This is a genomic window from Romboutsia sp., assembly GCF_035470145.1.
Classification (GTDB): domain Bacteria; phylum Bacillota; class Clostridia; order Peptostreptococcales; family Peptostreptococcaceae; genus Romboutsia_D.
Genome location: NZ_DATIRC010000286.1, coordinates 1 through 11372, shown reverse-complemented (window position 1 = coordinate 11372; position 11372 = coordinate 1). Strand labels below are relative to the sequence as shown.

General features: G+C 27.4%; 12 protein-coding genes. 5 read left to right on the top strand and 7 right to left on the bottom strand.

Features of this window, described 5'->3' with window-relative positions; all coding sequences use genetic code 11:
* Positions 1 to 427: lactate/malate family dehydrogenase (locus tag VLM92_RS11800; RefSeq protein ID WP_414708161.1), on the bottom strand; the 427-nt coding region annotated here is incomplete at its 3' end.
* Between the two features lie 175 nt (positions 428 to 602).
* On the opposite strand from VLM92_RS11800, the gene VLM92_RS11795 reads away from it, so the two are divergent.
* Complete coding sequence (locus VLM92_RS11795; RefSeq protein ID WP_325276533.1) at positions 603 to 1808, top strand: DEAD/DEAH box helicase; 1206 nt, start codon at positions 603 to 605, stop codon at positions 1806 to 1808.
* A gap of 106 nt (positions 1809 to 1914) precedes the next feature.
* Here VLM92_RS11795 and VLM92_RS11790 read toward each other — a convergent pair whose 3' ends face one another.
* Both VLM92_RS11790 and VLM92_RS11785 read right to left on the bottom strand, forming a co-directional pair.
* Complete coding sequence (locus tag VLM92_RS11790) at positions 1915 to 2769, bottom strand: DUF4438 domain-containing protein (RefSeq protein ID WP_325276532.1); 855 nt, start codon at positions 2767 to 2769, stop codon at positions 1915 to 1917.
* 183 nt (positions 2770 to 2952) lie between these two features.
* The gene (locus VLM92_RS11785) at positions 2953 to 3078 is read right to left on the bottom strand and encodes a hypothetical protein (protein ID WP_325276531.1); all 126 of its coding nucleotides are present in this window, start codon (positions 3076 to 3078) and stop codon (positions 2953 to 2955) included.
* A gap of 246 nt (positions 3079 to 3324) precedes the next feature.
* Here VLM92_RS11785 and VLM92_RS11780 point away from each other — a divergent pair, with 246 nt between their 5' ends.
* Both VLM92_RS11780 and VLM92_RS11775 read left to right on the top strand, forming a co-directional pair.
* A complete protein-coding gene (locus VLM92_RS11780) occupies positions 3325 to 4557 on the top strand; it encodes an LL-diaminopimelate aminotransferase (protein WP_325276530.1) in 1233 nt (410 codons plus the stop codon).
* Positions 4558 to 4878: 321 nt separating this feature from the next.
* Entirely contained in the window at positions 4879 to 6282 is a 1404-nt protein-coding gene (locus tag VLM92_RS11775; protein ID WP_325276529.1) for a YfcC family protein, read from the top strand.
* 67 nt (positions 6283 to 6349) lie between these two features.
* Here VLM92_RS11775 and VLM92_RS11770 read toward each other — a convergent pair whose 3' ends face one another.
* On the bottom strand, positions 6350 to 6577 hold the full coding sequence (locus VLM92_RS11770) for a hypothetical protein (protein WP_325276528.1): 228 nt from the start codon (positions 6575 to 6577) through the stop codon (positions 6350 to 6352).
* 199 nt (positions 6578 to 6776) lie between these two features.
* On the opposite strand from VLM92_RS11770, the gene VLM92_RS11765 reads away from it, so the two are divergent.
* Both VLM92_RS11765 and VLM92_RS11760 read left to right on the top strand, forming a co-directional pair.
* A complete protein-coding gene (locus tag VLM92_RS11765) occupies positions 6777 to 7256 on the top strand; it encodes a permease (protein ID WP_325276527.1) in 480 nt (159 codons plus the stop codon).
* Positions 7256 to 7798, top strand: a complete 543-nt coding sequence (locus tag VLM92_RS11760) for a permease (RefSeq protein ID WP_325276526.1) — start codon at positions 7256 to 7258, stop codon at positions 7796 to 7798. The genes VLM92_RS11765 and VLM92_RS11760 overlap by 1 nt, the downstream gene beginning before the upstream one ends.
* A 191-nt stretch (positions 7799 to 7989) precedes the next feature.
* Here VLM92_RS11760 and VLM92_RS11755 read toward each other — a convergent pair whose 3' ends face one another.
* From VLM92_RS11755 to VLM92_RS11745, 3 genes are all read right to left on the bottom strand, one after another.
* The gene (locus tag VLM92_RS11755) at positions 7990 to 9258 is read right to left on the bottom strand and encodes a HAMP domain-containing sensor histidine kinase (protein ID WP_325276525.1); all 1269 of its coding nucleotides are present in this window, start codon (positions 9256 to 9258) and stop codon (positions 7990 to 7992) included.
* On the bottom strand, positions 9242 to 9910 hold the full coding sequence (locus VLM92_RS11750; protein ID WP_325276524.1) for a response regulator transcription factor: 669 nt from the start codon (positions 9908 to 9910) through the stop codon (positions 9242 to 9244). The genes VLM92_RS11755 and VLM92_RS11750 overlap by 17 nt, the downstream gene beginning before the upstream one ends.
* 327 nt (positions 9911 to 10237) lie before the next feature.
* On the bottom strand, positions 10238 to 11372 hold a 1135-nt coding region (locus VLM92_RS11745; RefSeq protein ID WP_325276523.1), incomplete at its 5' end, for a homoserine dehydrogenase.

Sequence of the window (11372 nt, the reverse complement as noted above, 5' to 3'; positions counted from 1 at the left end):
CTATTACTTTTGATTTTTCAAATCCTGATGTCTTCCATGCTACATAAGTCATTATATCAACAGGATTTGTAGCTATTAATAATATTCCATTAAATCCTGATTTTTTTATTTCACTAATTATAGATTTCATTATTTTAGTATTCTTATGTAATAAATCAAGTCTTTTTTCACCTTCTACTTGCAGCGCTCCTGCTGTTATACATATAATATATGCATCAGAACAATCACTATAATCTCCTGCATATATTTTCATTTTTCTAGGTGCAAAGCTAAGCCCATGATTTAAATCTATAGCTTCACCTTCTGCTCTTTTTTTATCTAAATCTATTAAAACTAATTCTTCACAAGTTCCTTGATTTAACATAGAGTAAGCATAGCTCATTCCGACCATCCCTGTCCCTACTATTACTACTTTATTCTTTTTCATTATTTTTCCTCCTAATTGCATGATTAACTATTACATAATAATTTCCCCTAAATTCAAATCTGTAAACTTAATTTTTACATTTTGCAACTAATTTTGAATTGTTTTCTGTTAAAATTTGAATAATAAGTGTATAATTAAAAATGCACTAATTTATAAAATACAAAAGGAGTAAAAAATGACGACATTTAAGGAATTGAATTTAAATCTTAATACGATAGATGGACTTAAAAAACAAAATATAATAGAACCTACTGAAGTTCAATCTTTAGCTATAGGAAAGATATTAGAAAATAAAGATTTGTTAGTTAATGCACAAACTGGAAGTGGTAAAACTCTAACTTACTTACTACCTATGTTTGAAAAAATAGATGCTACTAAAAGAGAAACTCAAGTATTAGTACTTGCACCTACTCACGAATTAGTAATGCAAATAGTAGACCAAGCTAAGTTGCTATCTACAAATTCAAATATGGATGTAACTGCTTTTTCTTTAATAGGTGAAGTTAATATACAAAAACAAATTAAAAATATAAAAGCAATAAAACCTCATATAGTTGTTGGAACTTGTGGAAGAGTTTTAGATTTAATACAACAGAAAAAATTAAAAGCTCATAATATAAAAACTATAATATTAGATGAAGTTGATAGCTTACTTAGCGGAAAGAATGTTGCTACTGTTAAGAACATAATAAAAACTACATTAAGAGATAGACAACTTTTAGGTTTCTCTGCTAGTTTAAACGATTCTACTATAGATATATGTAATTCTATAATGAAAGAACCTGAAATAATAAAAGCTAATAGTGAATCAGTTATAAACCCTAATATAAACCATATGTACTTATATGGAGAACAAAGAGAGAAATTCACATTACTTAGAAAATCTATAGCTGCTACTAATCCTAAAAGAGCTATCGTATTTGTTAATGATGAAGATAGCATAGAAGCTATAACTGAAAAACTAAACTACCATAACTATATGGCTGTTGGTATATTTGGTAGAATGACTAAAGAAGATAGAAAAAATGCTTTAAATGCATTTAAAATAGGGAAAGCTAAAATATTAGTTTCTTCAGATTTATCTGCTAGAGGATTAGATATAGTTGATATAACTCATGTATTTAACTTAGACTTCCCTAAGAGTAAAAATGAATACGTTCATAGATCTGGTAGAACTGCTAGAGGAAATAGAACAGGTGATACTATATCTATAGTTACAAACCAAAACTTATCTACTATAAGAGATTATAAAAGAGAATTTAATATAGATATAAAACCAAAGGAATTAAAAGAAGGTAAACTTGTAGATTCTAATAATCATCAAAATAAGGCTAAAAAGAAAAATAATTTTAAAAATACATCTTTCAAAAACTCTAAATAGACTAAAAAAGGGAGTACATTAATTAATGATTAAAATCATTTTTTAATACTCCCTTTTTTGTATAAATCATTACTATATATCAATGACGTATCGAGATACTTACAAGTTATTTTATATAGTTTACTATATTCGCATTTTCATCTATTATTCCTTCTATAATACTTTCTTTACTTGTCATTATAACAGTAACTCCTGGTCCATGACCTGATTTTATACAATCACTATGTACTACTACTCCTATACTTACTGCACCTTTTAAATATCCGACTCCATAAGTATTATCACAATCTTGTAGTAATACAATATCTCCAAATTTTAATTTATCAAGTCCTAATCTTTTTATTTCTTCCATATCAGCTGTCATTATGTCATAATCTCCATCTGTAGCAGCACTTTTTGAACCTATTCCAGACCCCATTAAATACGCTGGGACTTTTCCTACAACATTTACTTGTAGTTTACCATCCTTTTCTTGTATATTTAATTTTTCAAATAAATCTGGATCTATATTCATTATATGTATATTTTCATTTTCAACCAATTTCAAACCTTGGCCATATGCTTTTATCATTATTTTATCATCTATTGATAAATCTTCTAATATATCTTTTTCAAAATGTATTAATACATGGTCTATTCCACCATGCATTCCAGTTACATAACCTTTTTTTCCTTTTGCATCACCCGATACTATTTTAGCTTCATTTCCTATACATGCAAAAGTCATAAGAGCTGCATTTTCTGATGAATTTTCATTTCTAATAGATACTCCTGGCTCTACATGGTCCCCTTGCCATCCAAAAGCACAGTCTCCTATGGCTACATTGTATGATATACCTCCTGTAGCTGGAAGTATCATTGGCTTTCCTTCATGAGTTATTCTATAATTACCACCTATTGGATGATGTATTTTTCCTTGCACAGACCATTTTACTACTTTTTCTTTATTAGTTTTTAACATACTCATATTCCTCCATAAACTATACTTCATTCCCTAAATTCCATTGTATTATAAATTACATATATTAGCAATAATCCAATTTTCTATTTTCAGAATATTAATTCAAAAAAACAAAAGTGATATAAAAATCACTTTTGTTTTTTGAGTTATATTTTTTACTACCTACACCTTATCTTTTATTAGCTACTTTTTATTTTTAGTTTCATTTTCTTGTGTCTTAGCTTTTCTACGTAAAGTACCTTGTATTTGATTCACAAAATTTTGAATTAAATTTGTTTTATTTTCTTTATGTCTTTTGTTTTTATCCATGATATCACCCTTTCTTATATATTTATTTTTTCCGTCTTAATGCCTTTTAAACATATTAATTAATAACTTATAATGTATATTTTTGTAAAATTTTCTAAATAAGCAATATTTTTTATATTTATGAATTTAGCTTAACTTTGTTTATATATTCCTTTTTATATTTTATTTAATTTTTTTTATATTTTGTATCGAAATTCGCTCTTCTTAAATATAGTATATTATACTAATCTTTTTGGAGGGGTTTCGATGGAGTTTTTGGACAATTTAGTTTCTAGTAGGTTAGGTGGTTCATCTTTTTTTAAAGGTAATAAAGAGTTATATAAATTCGAAAAAATAAAAAAATTAACTAAAGAAGTTACGTTAAAAAATCCTCACATTCCACTTATTGATATGGGAGTAGGCGAGCCTGACCAAATGGCTGATTTATCTATTGTTGAAGTTTTAAATGAAGAAGCTAGAAAAAAAGAAAATAGATTTTATACGGATAACGGAATAGATGCTTTTCAAGAATCCGCTTGTAAATATTTAAGCACTGTGTATAACTTAAATAACATCACTAAAGATAATATAATGCATGGAATTGGTTCTAAGTCTATTTTAGCCATGCTTCCTTTATGTTTTATAAATCCCGGTGATATATGTTTAATGCCTAAACCTGCCTATCCTACTCTTGCAACATACACAAAATTTTTAGGTGGGCAAGTTTATGATTTACCTCTTTGTGAGGGAAACAATTTTTATCCAGATCTGTTAAGTATACCTGCTGATATACTTAAAAAATCAAAATTATTATATATAAACTATCCTAATAATCCAACTGGGCAAGTTGCAAATACTGCATTTTATGAATTCGTTGTTAGATTCGCAAAGAAAAATAATATATTAGTAGTATGTGATTTAGCTTATGGTAGTTTAACTTATGATGGTTGTAAACCTCTTAGTATTTTAAGTATTGACGGTGCTATGGATGTTTGCGTCGAGATTCACTCTCTTTCTAAAAGCTTTAATATGACAGGATGGAGACTTGCTTTTTTAGTTGGAAGTGAAAAAGCGATTAAACTTTATGCTACTATAAAAGCTCATACTGATTCTGGTCAATTTAAAGCTATTCAATTAGCTGGGGCTTATGCACTTGATAATTATACTTTAGCTGATGTAAACTGTGAAAGATATTCTAGGAGATTAGATTTAATGGTTAATACCTTAAAAGAAGTAGGATTTGGTGTAAAAAAACCTAAGGGAGGTTTTTATATTTATGTTCCTATTCCTAAAGGAGTTAAAGATGGTCCTAAATTTAAAAATGCGGAAGATGCATCTTTATATATTCTTTCTAATGCTCTTATATCTACTGTTCCTTGGGATGACTGTGGAAGTTTTTTAAGATTTTCTGCAACTTACGATGCTGATAGCTTAGATGCTGAAATAGCTATAATGAAAGAAATCAAAGATAGATTGATTAAATTAAATCTAGAATTCTAATATAAAAAGCCATGTATTAAAATGTACCCTTAGTCAAGGAAATTTTAATACATGGCTTTCATTGTATAATTATTGCTAGTTTATTATGAGTGTCTATAGACTTGTGTGAATGTAATTTTGAAATTAGTTAAATCTAGTGGAAACAATAATTAAAGTTTACAGGACAAACCTACCGTAGCGATAATATTTAGAAATTCTTGTGCATAAAATGTATATATCACTGTCACAAATTTTATTTGTGAAGAGCTATCATTTAAGGAAATTATATTGTTCTGTATTTGCGTACATAAAAAACAACAAAAAACAGGGAGGAGATAATATATGAATGTTGTTACACAAACAAACAAGAAGAAATTAGTTATACCACATACTTATACTATTATATTTTCACTTATAGTTATAATGTCAGTTCTTACGTGGATAATACCAAGTGGAGAATTCAGTAGAAAAGAGGTAAATGATAGAATGGTAGTAGTTCCAGGAACGTACCAATCTGTTGAGAGCAACCCGCAAGGTATAAATGATGTATTTATGGCTCCTATAAATGGATTTATAGATGCAGCAGAAGTAGTTGGATTTGTTCTTTTAGTTGGAGGATCTTTTGGTATAGTAAATAAAACTGGGGCTATCGAATCAGGGATAAGATTTGCTATAAGTAAACTTAAAGGAAAAGAAGTTTTTATAATACCTGTATCTATGGTATTATTCGGATTAGGAGGAACTACATTTGGAATGGCAGAAGAAACACTACCATTTTATATGATACTTATTCCCCTTATGACGTCACTAGGATATGACTCATTAACGGCAGTAGGAACTATATTTTTAGGAGCTTTAGCTGGATGTACAGCTTCTACTGTAAATCCTTTTTCAGTAGGTATTGCCCAAGCATTATCTCACATAACACCGGGATCTGGGATAGAGTATAGATCTATAATATTTGTAGTGCTTATGACAATAGCTATAACATTTATGATGACTTATGCTAAAAGAGTAAAGAAAAACCCTACGTCATCTATAGTGTATGAAATAGATAGAAGTTCAATAGATGAAGTAGCATATACAGCAGATACTATAAATAAAATTACATTAAGAGAAGTAATAGTTCTTTTAATATTTGTAATAGGTATGGGTACCATGGTGTGGGGAGTACTTACACAAGGTTGGTATATAGCAGAAATAGCAATGGTATTTATTGGAATAGGTGTTTTATCTGGGATAGCTGGAGGGCTTAAACAGGATGTAATAGCTACTTCATTTATAGATGGTGCTAAAGATTTAGCTTTAGCAGCAATAGCAATCGCACTAGCACGTGGCATAGTTATAATAGCACAGAATGGATTTATAATAGATACTATATTAAACGCCTCTGCAATTTTATTAGAAAAATTACCAAAATTTATATTTATAAACTTGACAATGATTATAGAAGGAGCTTTAACTTTCTTAATACCATCAAGTTCAGGTCTTGCATCACTTACAATGCCTGTTTTATCACCACTTAGTGATTTAGTTGGTATATCAAGTCAATCGATAGTAACTGCTTATCAATTTGGATCAGGACTTGTAAATATGATAACTCCAACATCAGGAGTATTAATGGGAGCATTAGCTATCGCAAATATTCCATGGTCTAAGTGGGTTAAGTTTGTAGCTCCATTATCAGCAATATTAATAGTTGCATGTATGATACTTTTAACAATAAGTTTATATATAGGATTTTAAAAAAGAAGGCATACACCTTCTTTTTTATTTTAGTATAATATCATCATTTTGTAATATAAATTATTTATTATTTAAAATTTGGACCTTTTTCCATTTGTTTTTTTAAATCATTTGTAAATTTTTTTTGTTGATATTCTTGCATCATCTCATCTCTTTTCATTTCCATGCCTGCCATAACGCCCTTTGCATCATCTTTAAGATCTTCTACTGTATCTTTCATTACACATTGTGTTTTTTTCATTCCTTCTTGTAAATCATTTTTAAGATTTTCCATTTCTTTTTTAATAATACTCATTTTAGTAGCCTCCTTAGTCATTATATATATTAGTTTTTACAAAATGACTAAAAATTATTTATAAAATATTATCTATATCTTAAAATACTATATGTAATTAACGACTTCATATCATAAATATTTTAAAATGTAATGCTATATTAAATTAACTAATGCTAACTAGTTTTCATACTATATTATTAAATAGGGAGGTATTTGTATGACACCTTATATTCTTTATAGTATTTGTGTAATACTTCTTGTAATATCCTTTATGAAAGATAAAGAAAAAACTAAATTAGCTCTAAAAAATGGTTTCAAATCTTTTGAAAATGTAATGCCTCAATTTCTTTTTATAATAATTATTGTTAGTATGGTTTTATCAATTGTAAATCCTACTACAATATCAAATCTTATCGGTCCTGAGTCTAAATTATTTGGAATAACCTTATCTTCTATCGTTGGTTCTATTACTATGATGCCAACTTTCGTAGCTTTTTCAACAGGAGATTCGTTATTAAAAAGTGGTGCTGGATATGCTCAAGTTGGTGCTCTTATTTCTACTTTAACTATGGTTGGAGTTTTGACATTTTCTCTAGAAGCTAGCTATATAGGTAAAAAAGCTGCTTTTTATAGAAATTTGATTGCATTTTTATTTGCATTTGTAGTGTCCTTTTTTGTAGGAGGTGTTTTAGGATAATGAATATTAAATTTATTTTAAATCGTTATAGATATTTTTTAATAGGTTTTATAATTTGTATAATAATCTATCTTTTTAATCAAAATTTAGGACTTAGTATTTTTAATAGCACTAAATCAAATATTTTACAAATGCTATCTATTTTACCCCCTGTTATGATATTATTAGGACTTTTAGATGTATGGGTTCCTAGAGAATATTTTATGAAGTATATGGGTTTAAATTCTGGATTTGTAGGAATATTATTATCTTTTTTAATTGCTTTTTTTGCTGCAGGCCCTATGTATGCTGCTTTTCCATTTACTGCTGTTCTTATTAAAAAAGGGGTTAAGTTTTCTAATATAATAATTTTCTTAAATGCTTGGTGCGTTATTAAATTTTCTACACTACTATTTGAAGTAGGTGCTTTAGGTTATAAATTCACGTTAGTAAGACTTATCATAGACATTCCTGGAGTTATAATTATGGGATATATAGTTGATTATCTTGTAAATAAAAGACTTAATACTTCTATATCTTCAATAGATTCTAAAATCGAATAAGAAAAACCCCCATAATTGGAGTTTTATGGGGGGTTTTTGTAATGGCAACTCTATATGAGGATGTGAGGGAGGGTTACCATTACAATAGGGTATTATAGTTTTTAAGCTAGTCTTTTCTATAGTTATATAATACAACTCCTATATGAATTTAATGTGAGTTTTTTGTGAATGAAATTTGAAAATTTTATTATCTAAAATTCTACAGTAAATATTACTGAGTTTTCTTTATTTTTTAAGCTATGATCAAATCCATGACTTTCAAATATCTGACTAACTAAGTATAAACCTAGACCACTTCCTCCAGTTTTTCTTGATCTAGACTTTTCTATTCTGAAAAATGGTTTAAATATTTCACTTAAATATTTTTCATCTATTGTAACACCTGTATTTTCTATTTCTAAGCAGGTCTTTATATAAACCTTTTTCTTAGAATTTTTTTGACTCTTTTTATACAATCTTATTATGATACTTTCATTTTGCGGAGAATACTTAATAGCATTATTAATTATATTATTTATAGCTTTTACTATTCTTTCTTCGTCACATTGTACATAAACATCTTCTTCTATTTTTAAAGTTGTTTTTATATTTTTTTCTTCTATTAAAAACATTTGTCTTTGAACAAGTCTATTTAAAAGCTTACTCAAATTAACCTTACTTACAGTTAAATCTTTTTCTAATATTTCACATTTTGATACTTCTATCATTTCATTAACTAATTCTTTTAATTCTTGTGTTGACTCATATGATTTTTGGAGATATGTGTCCCTATCTTTATACTTACCTATATTATAAATCATTCCCTCTAATTGACCACTTATTATAGTTATTGGAGTTTTTAATTCATGTGATATTGTCGCCATAAAGTCCTTTCTTCTATTTTCAGCTTCTCTTTCACTTTCAATTATATTAATTAATGGCTTTGTTATAACATTTGAATATATATATGCACCTATCATTGCTATTAAAATAGCTACTACAGTTATATAGGGCACAAGATTTCTAATAACATTACTTGCTTCATCAATTGGTTGAAGTGGCATTACTATATTTAATCTATATGGCAATATAGAATCCTTTGTATATATTGGAATAGATATTTGAAACTCTTTGCTATTATCATTTATTATATATTTACTATATTTTAAGATTATAAATTCATTTTTACCATAAATTATTCTACCATTAGAATCTGTTAATAGTATTGATAAATTTTGGTTTTTTGCCATATGAAAAAGTCTTTCCTCTAAGTCTTCTGTAGTATAGTTTATAGATTGTTCATTTAAAATTTTTATACTTTCTTGTAAAATTCCTATTTTATATTTATGATAATATGATGGCAATAAAAAATATAAGATTAAATATATTATTATAGCTAGTGCTAATAAAAGTCCTGTAGTTATTGAAAATAACTTATACTTTATATTTAAGTTTTCCCATTTATCAAATATCTTTCTCAAGTGTATACCCTATTCCTTTTACAGTTTTTATATATGGTAGAACTATTTTTTTTCTTATATTTTTTATATGTGCATCAACTATTCTTGTATCTCCATAATAATCATATCCCCATATGCTATCTAACAGACCTTCTCTTGTAATAACTTGTGGATATTTTTCTATTAATGCTTTTAATATATTAAATTCTTTTAATGTTAGTTCTATTGTTTCATCGTTTACATGAGCTGTATAAGTATTTAAATCTAATTTTAAACTTTCAAATGATATACAATCATCACTACTACTTTGAGATGTTCTTCTAAGTACCGCTTCTACTCTTTTTATAAGTAATTTAAATGAAAATGGCTTTGTTATATAATCGTCACATTCTAATTCAAAACCTTTAACTTGGTCACTTTCATCATTTAATGCTGTTAAAAATATTATTGGTACACTTGATGTTTTTCTAATCATTTTACAAACTGAATGTCCATCTAAATTAGGCATCATTACATCTAGTATTACCAAATCGTAATTCCCTTGTTTGAACTTTTGGACTCCTTCTAATCCATCATTTGCATAATCTACGCTATATCCTTGTGAGCCTAAAAATTCTACGATAAGCTCTTGTATGTTAAAATCATCTTCTACAACTAGTATCGATGCGCTCATTTTTATCAACTCCTACTTTATTTTGTCTTTTTTGATATTTTATATCCTCATTTAATTTTATCATAAGTATTTTAGCGTATATATGAATTTTGCATGAAATTCGCTTTGATTATAGTATAATCCTCTCAGTAAAAAATTTATATACCTCAATGCAGCTAAAGATTTATTTAGTTGATACTATAGATCAAGATGAAATTATCAAATTAATAGATGATTATATCTATTAATTTAATACTGAACGTATACAATTAAAAAACGGCATGAGTCTGGTTAAATACCGCAATCATGCCGCTTAAAAGCCCTCTTTTTATAAGTGCGTTTTAAGTATTATATTTTTAATAGTTTACTTATGTTTTGACAGTATCCAAAATCTTTTATTACACAGATACTATTGTTTATTTCATATTCAGAATTAGCATGAACCATTATAGCAAGCTCATCACCTTCATTTAATATATCATAACTTTCACTACATTCTCCCATTATATCTAGTACTTCTTTCTTTTTATAGCATTCAAATCTAAGTAAAGCACTACATTTATTTTTAACTATTTTTTCAACTTGTATTTTGTCCTTAGTAAATGAATTTATACTTGAAGTTCTATTATCTAATATATCTAATATATCACCATATACAGCACTACCTGTAGCTAGTTTACCTGCTCCTTTACCTACAAATGATACTTCCCCTACAGAATCACCATTTACTATCACTGCATTAAATTCATTATCTACTTTAGCTAATATACTTTCATTATCTACTAAAACTGGTCTAACAAATCCGCTCACTCTACCTCTGTTATATTTACTTTGACCAACTAGTTTTATCTTACAATTTAATTGCTTAGCATAATCTATATCTTTTTCATCTATATTAGTTATTCCTTCTAAATAAAGATCTTTCCAATAAATTCTGTTGTCATAAGCTAACGTAGATAATATTGATAATTTTCTTGCTGCGTCATATCCCAAAACATCAGAGTCTGGGTTAGCTTCAGCAAAACCTAATTCTTGTGCTTGTTTTAGAGCCTCATCGTATGACAAATTTGCATCATACATTTTTGATAGTATAAAATTAGTAGTTCCATTTAAAATTGAATTTATACTGTCTATCTTATTACCTTCTAGCGATTCAATTAACGGCTTTAATACAGGTATTCCACCCGCAACTGATGCTTCAAATTTAATACTTACATCATTTTCATTTGCTATCTTTATAAGTTCCTCTCCATGTTCTGCTATTAAGTCTTTATTCGCTGTCACTACATGTATTTTGTTATTAAGTGCTCTTTTTATATAGTCAAGTGAAGGGTTTAATCCTCCCATTAACTCTACTAATATGTCGATATTTTTATTAAATACATCTTCTATATTTTCAGTTATTTTATTTAAGTATTTTTCATTTTCATATTTTTCTTTATCTCTAACTAATATAGCACTTATCTCTATATTTCTTTTACTT

Bases quoted from the DNA above. Each gene is read 5' to 3' on its own strand.
- VLM92_RS11785 (WP_325276531.1), bottom strand. From the start codon at position 3,078: ATGGATAAAAACAAAAGACATAAAGAAAATAAAACAAATTTAATTCAA.
- VLM92_RS11795 (WP_325276533.1), top strand. From the start codon at position 603: ATGACGACATTTAAGGAATTGAATTTAAATCTTAATACGATAGATGGA.
- VLM92_RS11760 (WP_325276526.1), top strand. From the start codon at position 7,256: ATGAATATTAAATTTATTTTAAATCGTTATAGATATTTTTTAATAGGT.
- VLM92_RS11790 (WP_325276532.1), bottom strand. From the start codon at position 2,769: ATGTTAAAAACTAATAAAGAAAAAGTAGTAAAATGGTCTGTGCAAGGA.
- VLM92_RS11765 (WP_325276527.1), top strand. From the start codon at position 6,777: ATGACACCTTATATTCTTTATAGTATTTGTGTAATACTTCTTGTAATA.
- VLM92_RS11775 (WP_325276529.1), top strand. From the start codon at position 4,879: ATGAATGTTGTTACACAAACAAACAAGAAGAAATTAGTTATACCACAT.
- VLM92_RS11750 (WP_325276524.1), bottom strand. From the start codon at position 9,910: ATGAGCGCATCGATACTAGTTGTAGAAGATGATTTTAACATACAAGAG.
- VLM92_RS11770 (WP_325276528.1), bottom strand. From the start codon at position 6,577: ATGAGTATTATTAAAAAAGAAATGGAAAATCTTAAAAATGATTTACAA.
- VLM92_RS11780 (WP_325276530.1), top strand. From the start codon at position 3,325: ATGGAGTTTTTGGACAATTTAGTTTCTAGTAGGTTAGGTGGTTCATCT.